Here is a 15722-nt window from a genome sequence, read left to right as displayed (position 1 = left end):
TGAGCAAGTGTTAAACCGCGCAAGCTGCAGCGCCGCGCGGTGAGTCGGTACGATTATAGAGTGCTGAACAGCGGAAAAATCCCCATCAGCAACGCGGCGAACATTATGCACAGGCATACCAGTACTGCCCACTTGAGGGTGAAGCGCTGGTGATCGCCAAATTCGATACCGGCCAACGCCACCAACAGGTAGGTCGACGGTACGAGCGGGCTGAGCAAGTGCACGGGTTGGCCAACGATGGAGGCACGCGCCATCTCCACGGCGGTGATGCCGTAATGACTGGCGGCTTCGGCCAGCACCGGCAGTACGCCGTAGTAGAACGCATCGTTGGACATGAAGAAGGTAAACGGCATGCTCACCAGTGCGGTGATCACCGCCAGGTAAGGGCCCATGGCATCGGGGATGACGGCCAGCAGGCTCTTGGACATCGCATCGACCATGCCGGTGCCGGAGAGGATGCCGGTGAAGATACCCGCGGCGAAGATCAGCCCGACCACTGCCAATACGCTGCCGGCGTGGGCGGCGACGCGGTCTTTCTGCATTTGCAGGCACGGGTAGTTGACGATCATCGCGATACTGAACGCCACCATGAACAGGACCGGCAATGGCAGCAGCCCGGCGATCAGGGTGCACATCAGGGCAAAAGTCAGCGCGCCGTTGAACCAGATCAGCTTCGGACGGCGGGCGTCAGGGTATTGCGACACGCTGATTTCGCTGTGGTCGATCTCGTCCCCTTGCAGGTGCAGTTCGCCCAGGCGTGCACGCTCGCGCTTGCCGTACATATAGGCGATCACCAGGATCGCGATCACACCGGCGGCCATGGCCGGGATCATCGGAACGAAAATATCCGAAGGGTCCACATGCAGCGCACTGGCGGCGCGGGCGGTCGGGCCACCCCAGGGCGTCATGTTCATCACGCCGCCGGCGAGGATGATCAGGCCGGCCATGATCCGCGGGCTCATGCCGATGCGCTGGTACAGCGGCAGCATGGCGGCCACGCAGATCATGTAAGTGGTGGCGCCGTCACCGTCCAGCGACACGACCAGGGCCAGCACGGCGGTGCCCACGGAAACCTTCAACGGGTCGCCCTTGACCATCTGGAGGATCTTGCGCACGGCCGGGTCGAACAGGCCGGAGTCGATCATCAGGGCAAAGTAGAGGATGGCGAACATCAGCATCACGCCGGTCGGCGCGAGTTTGGTGATGCCCGCAAGCATCATCGGGCCGATCTCCGGCGCAAAGCCGCCGAACAGCGCGAACAGGATAGGCACGATGATCAAGGCGATCAGCGCGGACAGGCGCTTGGTCATGATCAGGAACATGAACGTGATGACCATGGCAAAGCCAAGGAAAGTCAGCATAGGAATACTCCAGGCGTAGCGCGGCTAGGGAATGGCGAACCGGGTGGGGTCAGCGCAGAACGAAAGGCACGTGGCTTACGGGTGGAGTCGGGGCGAACAGGCGGGTACGAGCGGACATCGGGAATCACCATTGTTGTTGTTAACAGCCGGTCTGTTGCCGGCAGTGGGGGCGATCCTAGACGGGGAAGCTTTCAGCCAGCTTTCGCTGGGCAAACAGTTGATGGAGGGTAGATACACGGTCGTCAGATTTACACAGCGCCAATGTGGGAGCTGGCAAGCCAGCTGCCACATTTGAAGGGTGTTTGCCGTGAAGCTGTCAGGGCAGTTCCAGGCCGCCCGCTGCTTTATGCAGCGCTCGCAAATGTTCGCCGACCTGCTTGAGGTTGGCTTCACAGGCGGCAATTTCAGCTGCGCGGGAAGGCTCCAGCAGCGCCCTCACCTCTTTATCCAGTTCGCCGGTGAGTGATTGCAGCTGTTTCTGGCGCTCGGCGCTTTCCGACTCCAGGCGCTTGGACTCCGACGGTTGCGGCAGGCCGTAGCCGCCACTGCCGAGCAGTTCTGCCGGGCGGCTGAGGAAGCCACTGTTGGCGAGAATCTGTTGCAGCGTGGCGTTGGCTTTCTCCATGCCGCCATTCTTGAGTTCGCGGGCGCCGAGATAACGTTGTTTGACTTCGTCCTGGGCCAGCATCAACTGTTTGCGAAAGCTCGCTTGCTCCAGCAGCAACAGGGCGGCGCTGGTTCGCAGGTCAGCCTGGGCAAACCACTGGCGGCGCTCCTCGGCACTCAGGGACAGCCAGTCTTCGACCTGGGTCTGCTTGATCGGCAGGTGCTTGCGCAGCACGTCGAACATCGCCTGGTAGCGTTCGCGGAAGGAGTCGAAGTGATACCCAAGGCGCATGGCCTCGCGTTTGTCATTCAACACGCTGGTATCGGCCAGGCCACGCGCCTGCAGCACTTCCAGCAGGCCGTTGGGAGTGATGTTGTCCAGGCCGGTCAGCTGCGGGTTGGCACTGCCACTGCGCAACAGTTTCAGGCTTTCGACCGCGCAGTTGTTGGACAGGAAATAGTAGTTGCCGTCATAGCTCCAGTGCATTTCAGCGGCATGCTCGACGGTGTCGTTGATCTCTTGGCGGCTGAGTTTCAACGGCACGGAGGCCAGGCCACGCAGCTCGGTCTTGGTGTATTCGTCAATCACCTGGGCCAGCGGCAACACAAACAGGCGAGACGGATACTTGCCCACCAGGCCGTCCCAGCTCGACAGCTGTACGTCACCCACGAAGGCCCGGTAGGACAGCACCAAATGCTGGTCCAGGTCGAGCCGGCAATCCGGACCACGCGGGCGGCCGGGCGCGCAGATCACCAGGCGCAGCATGCTGTGCCCCCAGCGGCTCACCAGGTTCTGGTTGGCTTCGGCCAGCAGGTAGTCGATTTCGTAGACCCGTTCCGGATCAACCTGGCCCAGCGGGGTCTTGGCAAAATCGTTGCCGGCGTTGAGAAAAGCGTAGGTCTTGGCGCAGGTGTCCTGTTCGGGTGGCGCCCAGCCGAAGTGTTCCTTGTAATAGCGGAACAGCGCGGGGCGCCGGCAGGCGTAGCTTGGGTCGAGGAGGAAGTACTCCATGTTGACCGCGACGAATTCCAGCGGGCTGGTGGTTTCGTAGATGTCCGGGCTGCGCGCGACCTGGCGGTTGTGCTGTTCGCGTTCGCCGCGACGGCCGACGTATTGCGGCCAGCCGGCGAGATCCAGCAGGCGCGGGTCATCGCTGAGGGTGAAGCGCCGGTCATTCTGGCCCCGGCATTGATCCGGCAGGCCGATCAGGCCGGTGATGTTGTTCTGGCGGCTGCAACGCTGGATCAGCGCGCGCTCGTCCTTGGACCACAGGCGCGCACGGTCATAGATGTGGGTGAGTTCATGCAGCACGGTGGCGAGCATTTCCCGGCGCACAGTGCCGTGGGGGCGGTTGGTTTTCTGGGTGGCGGCGCTGCCGTCGGTCAGGCTGGCGAGCAGGTTGCGGTTGAGGTCCAGCTCGGACACCAGGGAGGCTTGGCCGTAGGCGTTTTCGGGCATCTTGTCGGTCCAGCCGACATCGATGCGCCGGTCCAGCTGCTCGATAAAACGTGGCGGCAAGGAGCGCATCGCTTCATCGAGCAATGCCTGGCTGGCCTGCTGTTGGGCTGGGCTCAAGCCATCGGTCTTGAGCTGCAGTTGCAGGCTGGCCTGGGCTGCGCTGGCACACAGCAGCACAGCCCCGGCCAGGAGCCAGGCGGCGAGTCGCCTCACAGTGCGAGGATAGCTTCGGCGAGGGTCTGGTCACTGGCATCGCGGGCTTCCGGCACGCGGGTTCGCAGGGTGTCGAACGCCGCTTCCAGCTGCGCGCCGCGAATCTCGCCGTTGGTGGCGACGAAACTTGCTGCGTCATCGTGGGCTTCACGCACGACTTTGGAGTCGCGGATGGAGGTGGTGGTGTCCGACGTGAAATCAATGGTGCGGCCAGAGGCGCGAACAATGATGTTACTGGTGGCCACCAAGGTATGCGCCTGGGCAACGTCGGCCAACAACAGCAGGCCAAGGGTGGCGGCGATCAGCGGGCTACGCATGGAATGACTCCGAAATACAAAGATGATTATTGGACGAGAATTGCTTGCGCCAGTTCAAGGTCGCTGGCGTTAAGTTTTGGTTGGGCGCGGCGCAGATAATTCAGCGCTGATTCCAGGCGTGCCCCCCGCCATTGGCCGTCAGTGGCGATGAAAGCGGCTGCATCATCCTGGGCGGCCATGACTACTTTTCTGTCGAAGGGCGCAGAGGTCACCTTGCTGGTGGCGTAGGCGCTCGCGACGGTGCTCTGGGTGGTCAGGTCAAAGGCCGAGGCCATTGGCGACCAACCGATGGAAAACAACACAGGGACTATTAACAGGCGGTATGAAAAAGCCATGGGACTCGACAACTGAAAACGAGCGCCAAGGCTAGCGCAATGCCCGGGCGAGAGCCAGTACGGCGGCACCAAGGAGCGGCGGGCGCTCCCTGTGTCAGCTTAATCAGATAGCCAGGATGGCCTGGGCCAGTTGTGCGTCAGTCGCGGAATTCAATTGCGGGGCCTGTTGGCGGATCTGGGCCAGGGCGCTCTCCAGCTTCACGCCACGGATGGCGCCTTCACTGGCAACAAAGCTGGCGGCGTCGTCGCGGGCGGCGCGCACGACCTTGTTGTCGCGCAGGGACGAAGTGGCATCGGAGCTGGCATCCGAGGTGGCCTTCAGTGCACCGACGATGGAGTCGGTGGTCACGATGAAGCTGGTCGCGTGGGCGTTGGCAGCCAGGGCCAACAGGGCAGCAGCACTCAGCAGGCGAAGACGGGACATGGGGTGACTCCTGTAGATGAACGAATAAAGTGGCACAGGACAGCTGTTGGGATCAGACGCCCGTCCTAAAGGGTTCGCCACGTGGTGAGCGGATATTAAGCCGCCGTTTATCCGTTCGGGTAGCGTCTTGACTGCCTAGTCACGCCAGAACGGCTTGGAGAGCTCGGCCATTCGGTCTCCATGGCTGATGCCGGAGTCGGACAGTTCACGAGGATCGAGTTGGGCCAGTTGGCGTCTTTCGTATGCGTGACGCGCCCACTTGGTCAGTACGCAGGCGGTACGGCGTAATAGATGCTTACAAAGAGAGGTGCGCGTAGCCATGGTGGGTGCCTTTGATGAGGTCCTGAAACACCATGTTGGGCGAGAGGCTGTGACCGATACAGATACACCCAGGCTAAATTGTACTGCTTAATTGTTATAATTATTAAACTGTACCTGTCCCTGCAAAGGCCTTCTGTTTTAGCGCCTCAAAACGGGAATCCCGGAAACAACAAAGCCCGCCTCCGGTTACCCGGGGCGGGCTTTGTTTTGACAAATCAGAGTGCTGGCAGTGGACCCGTGGGGTCAGGGCCAGCGGGCGCCAATCAGCGCCAGAACGGCTTGCTCAGCTCTTCGTAGCGTTGAGCTTCGCTGATACCGGCGTCAGCCAGCAGACGCGAATCCAGACGAGCCAGTTGGTGGCGGCTGGAGATGCGGCGCTGCCACAACATCAGGTTGGCGAGAACGCGCAAAGGCAGGGAGGCCTGGGTGTTTACAGCTTTTTCTTCGAAGAACAGTTCGGAACTGAGTGTACGTTCCATGATGACATCCTTCCGCTTGTGGCGGGATTAGGTAGTGGTTTAACTGATGCCAATGATCCTCCTCCGGCGCAAGACTCTCTAGATACAGTTCACCTGTATTGTGAGGGGCCAGTTAACTGTTTAAGGGTGCTGTACTGTACGGAAATGGGGCAACTGTACCTGTCCGCACTGAAATAGTGCGAAATTGGCAGTTTCGTCGATAATCGTAGGAGATTTCGGTAGGAAATGACCGGTACAGCAGTACAGTTTTTTCAAAAAAGGTCGGTCGGTTCATCGAGCTGATGAAACTGTGTTTGCATCAGCTCGAATCTGTATCAATCAAGCCTTGAGCATATGTCCGGTTTCTTCGAGGTTGATGTGCCAACTCAGTGCTTCGCGCAGGATGTGCGGAGTGTGGCCACCGATGGCGCAGGCGGATTCGAAGTAACTGTTCAGTGCATCGCGATAGGCCGGGTGCACGCAATTGTCGATGATCACCCGCGCGCGCTCGCGGGGTGCGAGGCCACGCAGGTCGGCGAGCCCGACCTCGGTTACCAGGATATCGACGTCGTGCTCGGTGTGGTCCACGTGACTGACCATCGGCACCACGCTGGAAATCGCGCCGCCCTTGGCAATCGACTTGGTGACGAAAATCGCCAGGTGCGCGTTGCGCGCGAAATCCCCGGAGCCGCCAATGCCGTTCATCATCCGCGTGCCGCAGACGTGGGTGGAGTTGACGTTGCCGTAGATATCGAACTCCAGCGCCGTGTTGATGCCGATGATGCCCAGGCGCCGTACCACTTCCGGGTGGTTGGAGATTTCCTGCGGGCGCAGCACCAGTTTGTCCTTGTAGTGTTCCAGGTTGCCGAACACATCGGCATTGCGCCGCTCCGACAGCGTGATCGAACTGCCCGAGGCGAAACTCAGCTTGCCGGCGTCGATCAGGTCGAACGTCGAGTCCTGCAACACTTCCGAATACATGGTCAGGTCTTCGAATGGCGACTCGATCAGGCCGCACATCACCGCGTTGGCGATGTTGCCGATCCCGGCCTGCAGCGGGCCAAGCTTGTTGGTCATGCGACCGGCGTCCACTTCCTGCTTCAGGAAGTTGATCAGGTGATTGGCGATACCCTGGGTGTCGGCATCAGGCGGCGTTACCGTTGAGGCGGAGTCGGCCTGGTTGGTGATCACAATCGCGACGATCTTTTCCGGCGGGATCGGGATCGCCGTGCTACCGATGCGGTCGTCGACCTTGACCAATGGAATCGGGGTGCGGGTAGGCCGGTACGTCGGGATATAAATGTCGTGCAACCCTTCCAGGTTCGGGTTGTGTGCCAGGTTGATCTCGACAATCACTTGCTTGGCGAAAATCGCGAAGCTGGCCGAGTTGCCGACCGACGTGGTGGGCACGATGTGCCCTTGTTCGGTGATCGCGACGGCTTCGATCACGGCGATGTCCGGCAGCTTGAGCTGGTTGTTGCGCAGTTGCTCGACGGTTTCTGACAGATGCTGGTCGATAAACATCACCTGGCCGGCGTTGATCGCCTTGCGCAGGGTGCTGTCGACCTGGAACGGCATGCGTCGCGACAGCACACCGGCCTCGGTCAGTTGCTTGTCCAGGTCATTGCCCAGGCTGGCGCCGGTCATCAGGGTGATTTTCAGCGGCGAAGTCTTGGCGCGTTCGGCCAGGGCGTGGGGGACGGCCTTGGCTTCACCGGCGCGGGTGAAGCCGCTCATGCCGACGGTCATGCCGTCCTCGATCAGTGCGGCGGCGTCTGCCGCGCTCATGACCTTGTTCAACAACGAAGGCAAGCGGATACGATCACGGTACATGAATTGTTATCTCAGGCTACGGAAGCAAGGTGGGCAGTGTAGTGATTTCAAAAAATTTCGGCCCGCTACCATGGTCGAATGCCAGGCGGCGATTTAGAGCCTTTGGTCGGGTTTCATGTGAGTGCGCAAAGCGGGACGCAGAGCATCCCTGACTGCATTCCCACGCAGGGCATTGGAACGAAAAAACCCCAGCCTACGGGAGGCCAGGGTTTCGGGTATTGCGCTGGCGCAGTGTTATTCGACGGCTTTAACCATGTCTTCGATGACCTTCTTGGCATCACCAAAGACCATCATGGTCTTGTCCAGATAGAACAACTCGTTGTCCAGGCCGGCGTAACCACTGGCCATCGAGCGCTTGTTGACGATGATGGTCTTGGCCTTGAACGCTTCCAGGATCGGCATGCCAGCAATCGGCGAGTTCGGATCGTTCTTGGCGGCCGGGTTGACCACGTCGTTCGCGCCGAGCACCAGCACCACGTCGGCCTGGCCGAACTCGGAGTTGATGTCTTCCATTTCGAACACCTGGTCGTAAGGCACTTCGGCCTCGGCGAGCAATACGTTCATGTGGCCAGGCATGCGGCCTGCCACCGGGTGGATCGCGTACTTCACGGTCACGCCATGGTGGGTGAGCTTCTCGGTCAGCTCCTTGAGCGCGTGTTGTGCCCGGGCCACCGCCAGGCCGTAGCCTGGAACGATGATCACCGTGTCGGCGTTGGTCAGCAGGAAAGTCGCGTCATCGGCCGAGCCGGACTTCACCGGGCGCGCTTCTTTAGTACCGGCTGCAGCACCGGCATCCGGCGCATTGCCGAAACCACCGAGCAGTACATTAAAGAAGGAGCGGTTCATCGCCTTGCACATGATGTACGACAGGATCGCGCCGGACGAACCTACCAGCGAGCCGGCGATGATCAGCATCGAGTTGTTCAGCGAGAAGCCGATCCCCGCCGCTGCCCAGCCGGAATAGCTGTTGAGCATCGACACCACGACCGGCATGTCCGCGCCGCCGATCGGGATGATGATCAGCACGCCGAGCACAAAGGCCAGGGCCAGCATCAACGCGAAGGCCGTGAGGTTGCCGGTGAACATGAACGTCAGGCCCAGGCCGAGGGTCAGCAGGCCGAGCATCAGGTTCAGCTTGTGCTGGCCACCAAACTGTACCGGTGCGCCCTGGAACAGGCGGAACTTGTACTTGCCCGAGAGCTTACCGAACGCAATCACCGAACCGGAAAAGGTGATTGCACCGATGGCTGCGCCGAGGAACAGCTCCAGACGGTTACCCGCCGGGATCGAGTCGCCCAGGTGTTTGACGATGCCCAGGGATTGCGGTTCGACCACGGCAGCAATCGCGATAAATACCGCGGCCAGGCCGATCATGCTGTGCATGAACGCTACCAGCTCCGGCATCTTGGTCATTTCCACGCGCTTGGCCATGATCGAGCCAGCGGTGCCGCCGACCAGCAAGCCAACGATCACGTAGCCGATACCGGCAGTGGCCAGCTCAGCACCGAGCTTATAGATGAGGCCCACGGTGGTGAGTACTGCCAGCGCCATGCCAAGCATGCCGAACAGGTTGCCCCGCCGAGAGGTGGTTGGGTGTGACAAGCCCTTGAGGGCCTGGATAAAGCAGATCGACGCGATCAGGTAGAGCGTCGTGACCAGATTCATGCTCATTACTTCGGCGCCTCTTCTTTTACTTTCGGGGCTTTCTTCTTGAACATCTCCAGCATCCTGCGCGTCACGAGGAAACCGCCGAACACGTTAACGGCTGCCAAGGCCACGGCCAATGTGCCCATGGTCTTGCCCAGCGGGGTTACGGTCAGCGCGGCAGCAAGCATGGCGCCGACGATCACGATCGCCGAAATCGCGTTAGTCACCGCCATCAACGGCGTGTGCAGCGCGGGCGTGACGTTCCAGACCACGTGGTAACCGACATAAATCGCCAGCACAAAGATGATCAGGTTGTAGATACCGGGGGAGATAAGCTCTTCCATCGTCTGAATCCCTGTTAGGCGTTTTTGCGGATGACTTGGCCGTCGCGGCACATCAGGCACGCGGCGACGATGTCGTCTTCGAGGTTGATTTCAAACTGCCCTTCCTTAGTGAAGACCAGCTTCAGGAAGTCCAGCAGGTTGCGTGCGTACAAGGCAGACGCATCGGCGGCGACGGCACCGGCGAGGTTGGTCGGGCCACAGATGATCACGCCGTTCTCGACCACGACCTGATCGGCGACCGTCAGCGGGCAGTTGCCGCCCTGGGCCGCCGCGAGGTCGATGACCACTGAGCCGGGTTTCATCTGCGCGACGGTTTCGGCGCTGAGCAAGGTCGGCGCCTTGCGGCCGGGGATCAGCGCGGTGGTAATGACGATGTCGGCCTGCTTGGCGCGCTCGTGCACGGCCAAGGCTTGGCGCTGCATCCAGCTGGTGGGCATGGGGCGGGCGTAACCGCCGACGCCGACGGCGCATTCGCGTTCTTCATCGGTTTCGTAAGGCACGTCGACGAACTTGGCGCCGAGGGATTCGATCTGCTCTTTCACCGCCGGGCGTACGTCGGATGCTTCGATCACCGCACCCAGGCGTTTCGCCGTGGCGATGGCCTGCAGGCCAGCGACACCAGCGCCGAGGATCAACACGCGTGCGGCTTTTACCGTACCGGCGGCCGTCATCAGCATCGGCATGAAGCGCGGGTAGTGATGGGCGGCGAGCAAGACGGCCTTGTAACCGGCAATGTTGGCCTGGGACGATAGCACGTCGAGGCTCTGAGCCCGTGAGGTACGCGGCGCGGCTTCCAGTGCAAAGGCAGTGATGCCCTGCCCGGCCAGCTTGGCGATGGTTTCGTTGCTGAACGGATTGAGCATGCCCACCAACACGGTGCCGCTTTTGATCAGCGCCAGTTCGCTATCGCTGGGAGCCACCACCTTGAGAATCAGCTCGGCGCCAAACGCATCGCCGGCGCTGCCAATGGTTGCGCCTGCCGTTTCATAGGCACTGTCGACGATGCTGGCGTTGAGGCCTGCACCGCTTTGAACAGTGACCTTATGGCCCTGGCCGATCAGCTTCTTGATGGTTTCCGGGGTGGCAGCCACCCGCGTTTCACCGGTCTGGGTTTCGAGAGGAACACCAATGTGCACGTCAAATCTCCTGCATGATCTTTTTGCTTTTGATCTTTTTGTAAAAAGGCCAGTGCACCGTGAGTGGCGCAGCTGGGGCGGCCGATCAGCACGATCCCGCTGAAATGACAGCGGGGCGCGGCATTTTGCAGGCGAACTTTACGGCCTTCAAGGGATTATGACGGGTGACGAAAAATTAACTACAAGTCACCCTGTGACTGATTGTCGCAATGCGCCTGAATAACCTCTTTAAATACAGGTGTTTAAAGGCTTGTAGGTATTTGTTGGGACTTTTTCGATGGCCGGTGTGAATAGTCAGGTATGAACCTGCGATAGTTGCCACAAGCCATGAAAATCATGGCTTTGAGCCTTGTTTTTGGCAGAACCGTACAGTCTGCTTAAAAGCGACATATACGTATATCTGTAGGTCTTCAAATTAATTGACTACAAAGTCAGCTATGAGCTTTAGGCCTTTAAAGGCTTGGGCTGTAGCGTTGTGACTGATCGACTAACCAGTCCCTGAACGCATGCAATGATGCGGATTCGACTTTTCTCTCCGGAATCATCAAGTAATAAGCCTTCGAGCTACTCAGGGCCTCAGGACTCGCAATCACTAGATGCTGCTCTTTCAGCTCGCGCTGGATAAGGAAAGGCGGGATCAGCGCGATACCCATGTCATGCATGGCTGCCTGCGACAACATCGAGAATAGCTCGTAACGCGGTCCTGTCATGTCGCGGGGTATGTTCAGTTGTTGCGCGTTGAACCACTGCCGCCAGGCATAGGGTCTAGTGGTCTGCTGCAGCAATGGCAGTTCTGCGATCTCCTGGGGGCTGAAATGTGTGCGATTGCCCATCAGGCGCGGGCTGCACACGGGGACAGGGTTTTCTCCCATCAGTCTGTGGGATTCGGTACCCGACCAGTCAGCATCTCCAAAGTAGATCGCAGCGTCGAATTCGGTGTCGGCAAACAGAAAGGGGCGCGTGCGGTTGGTCAGGTTAACCGTGACTTCCGGGTGTTGGCGTTGGAAATCCTTGAGGCGCGGTATCAGCCACTGAGTGCCAAAGGTGGGTACCACGGCCAGCTCGATGACATTGGCGCCCTGCTGGCCCATCACGGACAAGGTGTCGCGCTCCACGGCATCCAGCTGCGTGGCGACGCGGCGGCTGTACGAAAGCCCTGCTTCCGTCAGCTTGACCCCGCGTCGAGAGCGTCGAAACAGCTCGACACTTAAAAACTCCTCAAGGCTGGCAATCTGTCGGCAGATGGCGCCTTGGGTAATGGAAAGTTCGTGCGCTGCCTTGGTGAAGCTCTCGTGCCGGGCTGCAGCCTCAAAGCTGACCAGTGCGGTGGTGCTGGGTATTTTTCTGCGCATGTACCTAGTCCTCACTTATAAAGCACGTCTGCGCCCTTCTCGGCTGCTTCGGAGTGAGAAATTAGCACAACCCTATGCAGAAACCTCGTTTGCCCTAAGCGTTCGCTCGGCCTAGGCTCCATGCACGACTTCTGATTTTCCCTGCGAGGACTCATTCATGGCTGGTAAGGCAAGCTTCAACTGGATCGATCCACTGCTGCTGGATCAACAGCTCACCGAAGAAGAGCGCATGGTGCGTGACAGCGCTGAGCAATTCGCCCAGGACAAGTTGGCGCCCCGCGTACTCGAAGCCTTCCGCCATGAAAAGACCGACCCTGCGATCTTCCGCGAGATGGGCGAAACCGGCCTGTTGGGCGCGATGATTCCCGAGCAGTACGGTGGCAGTGGCTTGAACTACGTCAGCTACGGGTTGATTGCTCGCGAAGTCGAGCGGGTCGACTCCGGGTATCGCTCGATGATGAGTGTGCAATCCTCCCTGGTCATGGTGCCGATCAATGAGTTCGGTACCGAGGCACAAAAACAGAAGTATCTGCCGAAGCTGGCCTCCGGCGAATGGATCGGCTGCTTTGGTCTGACAGAGCCTAACCACGGTTCTGACCCAGGCGCGATGATTACCCGTGCACGCAAAGTGGACGGCGGCTACAGCCTGACCGGCGCCAAGATGTGGATCACCAATAGCCCGATCGCCGATGTGTTTGTGGTGTGGGGCAAGGACGACGCCGGCGATATTCGTGGGTTCGTCCTGGAAAAGGGCTGGAAAGGTCTCAGCGCTCCTGCGATTCACGGCAAGGTCGGGCTGCGGGCATCCATCACCGGCGAGATCGTCATGGACAACGTGTTTGTGCCGGAAGAGAACATCTTCCCGGATGTGCGCGGATTGAAGGGGCCTTTCACGTGCCTGAATTCTGCACGCTATGGCATCTCGTGGGGCGCGCTGGGGGCTGCCGAGTTCTGCTGGCACACCGCGCGCCAATACACCCTGGATCGTCAGCAGTTCGGCCGTCCGTTGGCGGCCACGCAATTGATCCAGAAGAAGCTGGCCGACATGCAGACCGAAATCACGCTGGCCCTGCAAGGGTGCCTGCGGCTGGGGCGGATGAAGGATGAAGGCACTGCGGCGGTCGAGATCACTTCGATCATGAAGCGCAATTCGTGCGGCAAGTCCCTGGACATCGCCCGCATGGCGCGGGACATGTTGGGCGGTAACGGCATCTCCGATGAATTTGGTGTGGCGCGGCACCTGGTCAACCTGGAGGTGGTGAACACCTACGAAGGTACCCATGATGTGCACGCCTTGATTCTGGGGCGCGCGCAAACCGGTCTCCAGGCTTTCTATTAATAGGAGCATGGGCATGGGCGCGCTTTCGCATTTGCGGGTACTGGATTTATCACGAGTACTGGCAGGCCCCTGGGCCGGGCAGATCCTTGCGGACCTTGGGGCCGAGGTGATCAAGGTCGAGCGGCCGGGTAATGGGGACGACACGCGCGCATGGGGGCCGCCCTTCCTTAAGGATGCCTATGGTCAAAACACCAGTGAGGCGGCGTACTACCTGGCTGCCAATCGCAACAAGGAGTCGGTGACCATCGACTTCACGCAGCCGGATGGGCAGAAGCTGGTGCGTGACCTGGCTGCCAAGTCCGACATCCTGATCGAGAATTTCAAGGTCGGCGGGCTGGCGGCGTACGGGCTGGACTATGCGTCGCTCAAGGAGATCAATCCGGAGCTGATCTATTGCTCGATTACGGGCTTTGGCCAGACGGGCCCCTATGCGTCTCGCGCCGGTTATGACTTCATGATCCAGGGCCTGGGTGGGCTGATGAGCCTGACGGGTCGGCGTGATGGTGATGAAGGCGCTGGACCGGTAAAGGTGGGTGTGGCGTTGACCGACATTCTCACGGGGCTCTACTCCACGGTGGCGATCCTCGCAGCGCTGGCTCACCGGGATCATGACGGCGGCGGCCAGCATATCGATATGGCGTTGCTGGATGTGCAGGTGGCTTGCCTGGCTAACCAGGCCATGAATTACCTGACGACGGGTGTGTCGCCCAAGCGCCTTGGCAATGCTCACCCGAATATCGTGCCTTACCAGGATTTCCCTACGGCTGATGGGGACTTCATCCTGACGGTAGGTAATGACGGCCAGTTTCGTAAGTTTGCGGACGTGGCGGGGCAGCCGCAGTGGGCGGACGATCCGCGTTTCGCGACTAACACGATGCGAGTGGCTAATCGCGCAGAGCTGATTCCATTGATTCGCCAGGTTACGGTCTTCAAGACCACGGCCGAGTGGGTGTCATTGTTAGAGCAGGTAGGTGTGCCGTGTGGGCCTATCAATGATTTGGCCCAGGTGTTTGCCGACCCTCAGGTCCAGGCGCGTGGATTGGCGATTGCCCTGCCCCATGCCTTGGCGGGGATGGTGCCTCAGGTTGCCAGTCCAATCCGGTTATCCAAGACGCCTGTCGAGTACCGAAGCGCGCCTCCTCTATTAGGAGAGCATACGGCGCAGGTGTTGAGGGATGTATTGGGATTGGGGGTGGTGAATATCGCGGCGTTGAAGGAGGCAGGCGTTATCTAGGGGCGTCCCTTCTATATAGAGGCTGAGTGTTGCTTTATTGATGGTTTTTTAACCAATCATAACTAATTGATAGAAAAGCAAAATTAAGGGTTGACGGCAGATTCTGGAAGTCTATAATTCGCCCCACTTCCGGCGCAGTCGAAACGGAAAACTCCTTGGTAAACAAAGAGTTACGCGAGATTCGACAGCGACTTGCTTCAGTTCATCGAAGCCCAGAAGGAGTTGGTAGGGCGGTGTTGTTTGGCTCTATTAACGTTTCGATCTTCTCGGTCGAAAGCGGAGAAAAAGAGGTGTTGACAGCAGCGTGTAACGCTGTAGAATTCGCCTCCCGCTAACGAGAGATCGGAAGCGCAAGTGGTTGAAGTTGTTGAAGAAATCTTCGAAAACTTCTGAAAATAATCACTTGACAGCAAATGAGGCTGCTGTAGAATGCGCGCCTCGGTTGAGACGAAAGATCTTAACCAACCGCTCTTTAACAACTGAATCAAGCAATTCGTGTGGGTGCTTGTGGAGTCAGACTGATAGTCAACAAGATTATCAGCATCACAAGTTACTCCGCGAGAAATCAAAGATGTAACCAACGATTGCTGAGCCAAGTTTAGGGTTTCTTAAAAACCCAAAGATGTTTGAACTGAAGAGTTTGATCATGGCTCAGATTGAACGCTGGCGGCAGGCCTAACACATGCAAGTCGAGCGGTAGAGAGAAGCTTGCTTCTCTTGAGAGCGGCGGACGGGTGAGTAATGCCTAGGAATCTGCCTGGTAGTGGGGGATAACGTTCGGAAACGGACGCTAATACCGCATACGTCCTACGGGAGAAAGCAGGGGACCTTCGGGCCTTGCGCTATCAGATGAGCCTAGGTCGGATTAGCTAGTTGGTGGGGTAATGGCTCACCAAGGCGACGATCCGTAACTGGTCTGAGAGGATGATCAGTCACACTGGAACTGAGACACGGTCCAGACTCCTACGGGAGGCAGCAGTGGGGAATATTGGACAATGGGCGAAAGCCTGATCCAGCCATGCCGCGTGTGTGAAGAAGGTCTTCGGATTGTAAAGCACTTTAAGTTGGGAGGAAGGGCAGTTGCCTAATACGTAACTGTTTTGACGTTACCGACAGAATAAGCACCGGCTAACTCTGTGCCAGCAGCCGCGGTAATACAGAGGGTGCAAGCGTTAATCGGAATTACTGGGCGTAAAGCGCGCGTAGGTGGTTTGTTAAGTTGGATGTGAAATCCCCGGGCTCAACCTGGGAACTGCATTCAAAACTGACTGACTAGAGTATGGTAGAGGGTGGTGGAATTTCCTGTGTAGCGGTGAAATGCGTAGATATAGGAAGGAACACCA

Annotated in this window: 14 protein-coding genes and 1 rRNA gene (1 of these 15 cut by a window edge); 3 read left to right on the top strand and 12 right to left on the bottom strand. The window is 59.0% G+C overall.

The genetic code is table 11. The features are described from left to right. Window positions 1-53: 53 nt before the first annotated feature. The 12 genes from C9990_RS30925 to C9990_RS30865 all read right to left on the bottom strand — a co-directional run bounded on the left by C9990_RS30925 (window position 54) and on the right by C9990_RS30865 (window position 11806). Window positions 54-1361, bottom strand: coding sequence for a CitMHS family transporter (locus tag C9990_RS30925; RefSeq protein ID WP_065902853.1), 1308 nt, complete (start codon window positions 1359-1361; stop codon window positions 54-56). Between the two features lie 316 nt (window positions 1362-1677). Next, window positions 1678-3639: a DUF4105 domain-containing protein gene (locus tag C9990_RS30915; protein WP_106805524.1), complete on the bottom strand. Its 1962-nt coding sequence runs from the start codon at window positions 3637-3639 to the stop codon at window positions 1678-1680. Further along, window positions 3636-3956, bottom strand: a complete 321-nt coding sequence (locus C9990_RS30910) for a DUF2388 domain-containing protein (RefSeq protein WP_065902866.1) — start codon at window positions 3954-3956, stop codon at window positions 3636-3638. Before C9990_RS30910 ends, C9990_RS30915 begins: the two co-directional genes overlap by 4 nt. A 26-nt stretch (window positions 3957-3982) precedes the next feature. Beyond that, complete coding sequence (locus tag C9990_RS30905; RefSeq protein ID WP_065902868.1) at window positions 3983-4291, bottom strand: DUF2388 domain-containing protein; 309 nt, start codon at window positions 4289-4291, stop codon at window positions 3983-3985. A 103-nt stretch (window positions 4292-4394) separates the two neighbouring features. Beyond that, complete coding sequence (locus C9990_RS30900; RefSeq protein WP_065902870.1) at window positions 4395-4715, bottom strand: DUF2388 domain-containing protein; 321 nt, start codon at window positions 4713-4715, stop codon at window positions 4395-4397. Between the two features lie 135 nt (window positions 4716-4850). Then, window positions 4851-5036 (bottom strand): DUF1127 domain-containing protein, encoded by a 186-nt coding sequence (locus C9990_RS30895; RefSeq protein WP_106805523.1) that lies wholly within the window; start codon window positions 5034-5036, stop codon window positions 4851-4853. Between the two features lie 263 nt (window positions 5037-5299). Beyond that, on the bottom strand, window positions 5300-5515 hold the full coding sequence (locus C9990_RS30890) for a DUF1127 domain-containing protein (RefSeq protein WP_003187413.1): 216 nt from the start codon (window positions 5513-5515) through the stop codon (window positions 5300-5302). Window positions 5516-5833: 318 nt separating this feature from the next. Then, window positions 5834-7327: an acetyl-CoA hydrolase/transferase family protein gene (locus C9990_RS30885; RefSeq protein ID WP_065902871.1), complete on the bottom strand. Its 1494-nt coding sequence runs from the start codon at window positions 7325-7327 to the stop codon at window positions 5834-5836. A 234-nt stretch (window positions 7328-7561) separates the two neighbouring features. Beyond that, window positions 7562-8998 (bottom strand): NAD(P)(+) transhydrogenase (Re/Si-specific) subunit beta, encoded by a 1437-nt coding sequence (locus tag C9990_RS30880; RefSeq protein ID WP_106805522.1) that lies wholly within the window; start codon window positions 8996-8998, stop codon window positions 7562-7564. Then, window positions 8998-9318 carry an NAD(P) transhydrogenase subunit alpha gene (locus tag C9990_RS30875; protein WP_003187417.1) on the bottom strand — a complete coding sequence of 107 codons (321 nt, stop codon included), beginning with the start codon at window positions 9316-9318 and terminating at the stop codon, window positions 8998-9000. The genes C9990_RS30880 and C9990_RS30875 overlap by 1 nt, the downstream gene beginning before the upstream one ends. A gap of 14 nt (window positions 9319-9332) precedes the next feature. After that, window positions 9333-10454 (bottom strand): Re/Si-specific NAD(P)(+) transhydrogenase subunit alpha, encoded by a 1122-nt coding sequence (locus C9990_RS30870; RefSeq protein WP_065902877.1) that lies wholly within the window; start codon window positions 10452-10454, stop codon window positions 9333-9335. A gap of 452 nt (window positions 10455-10906) precedes the next feature. Then, the gene (locus tag C9990_RS30865) at window positions 10907-11806 is read right to left on the bottom strand and encodes a LysR family transcriptional regulator (RefSeq protein ID WP_106805521.1); all 900 of its coding nucleotides are present in this window, start codon (window positions 11804-11806) and stop codon (window positions 10907-10909) included. A 157-nt stretch (window positions 11807-11963) separates the two neighbouring features. On the opposite strand from C9990_RS30865, the gene C9990_RS30860 reads away from it, so the two are divergent. The 3 genes from C9990_RS30860 to C9990_RS30845 all read left to right on the top strand — a co-directional run. Next, window positions 11964-13145, top strand: coding sequence for an acyl-CoA dehydrogenase (locus tag C9990_RS30860; protein ID WP_003187423.1), 1182 nt, complete (start codon window positions 11964-11966; stop codon window positions 13143-13145). A 13-nt stretch (window positions 13146-13158) separates the two neighbouring features. Beyond that, complete coding sequence (locus C9990_RS30855; protein WP_106805520.1) at window positions 13159-14379, top strand: CaiB/BaiF CoA-transferase family protein; 1221 nt, start codon at window positions 13159-13161, stop codon at window positions 14377-14379. A gap of 628 nt (window positions 14380-15007) precedes the next feature. Continuing rightward, a 16S ribosomal RNA gene (locus C9990_RS30845) occupies window positions 15008-15722 on the top strand; it runs 822 nt beyond the window's last position.

The organism is Pseudomonas sp. S5D5 (assembly GCF_003013355.1).
GTDB lineage: Bacteria > Pseudomonadota > Gammaproteobacteria > Pseudomonadales > Pseudomonadaceae > Aquipseudomonas > Aquipseudomonas aylmerensis.
This window is presented reverse-complemented; position numbering and strand designations above follow the sequence as displayed.

Excerpts from the sequence above, each read along its gene's own strand:
- C9990_RS30880 (WP_106805522.1), bottom strand. The coding sequence starts at position 8,998 with ATGAGCATGAATCTGGTCACGACGCTCTACCTGATCGCGTCGATCTGC.
- C9990_RS30855 (WP_106805520.1), top strand. The coding sequence starts at position 13,159 with ATGGGCGCGCTTTCGCATTTGCGGGTACTGGATTTATCACGAGTACTG.
- C9990_RS30860 (WP_003187423.1), top strand. The coding sequence starts at position 11,964 with ATGGCTGGTAAGGCAAGCTTCAACTGGATCGATCCACTGCTGCTGGAT.
- C9990_RS30890 (WP_003187413.1), bottom strand. The coding sequence starts at position 5,515 with ATGGAACGTACACTCAGTTCCGAACTGTTCTTCGAAGAAAAAGCTGTA.
- C9990_RS30910 (WP_065902866.1), bottom strand. The coding sequence starts at position 3,956 with ATGCGTAGCCCGCTGATCGCCGCCACCCTTGGCCTGCTGTTGTTGGCC.
- C9990_RS30895 (WP_106805523.1), bottom strand. The coding sequence starts at position 5,036 with ATGGCTACGCGCACCTCTCTTTGTAAGCATCTATTACGCCGTACCGCC.
- C9990_RS30865 (WP_106805521.1), bottom strand. The coding sequence starts at position 11,806 with ATGCGCAGAAAAATACCCAGCACCACCGCACTGGTCAGCTTTGAGGCT.
- C9990_RS30905 (WP_065902868.1), bottom strand. The coding sequence starts at position 4,291 with ATGGCTTTTTCATACCGCCTGTTAATAGTCCCTGTGTTGTTTTCCATC.
- C9990_RS30925 (WP_065902853.1), bottom strand. The coding sequence starts at position 1,361 with ATGCTGACTTTCCTTGGCTTTGCCATGGTCATCACGTTCATGTTCCTG.
- C9990_RS30875 (WP_003187417.1), bottom strand. The coding sequence starts at position 9,318 with ATGGAAGAGCTTATCTCCCCCGGTATCTACAACCTGATCATCTTTGTG.
- C9990_RS30885 (WP_065902871.1), bottom strand. The coding sequence starts at position 7,327 with ATGTACCGTGATCGTATCCGCTTGCCTTCGTTGTTGAACAAGGTCATG.
- C9990_RS30900 (WP_065902870.1), bottom strand. The coding sequence starts at position 4,715 with ATGTCCCGTCTTCGCCTGCTGAGTGCTGCTGCCCTGTTGGCCCTGGCT.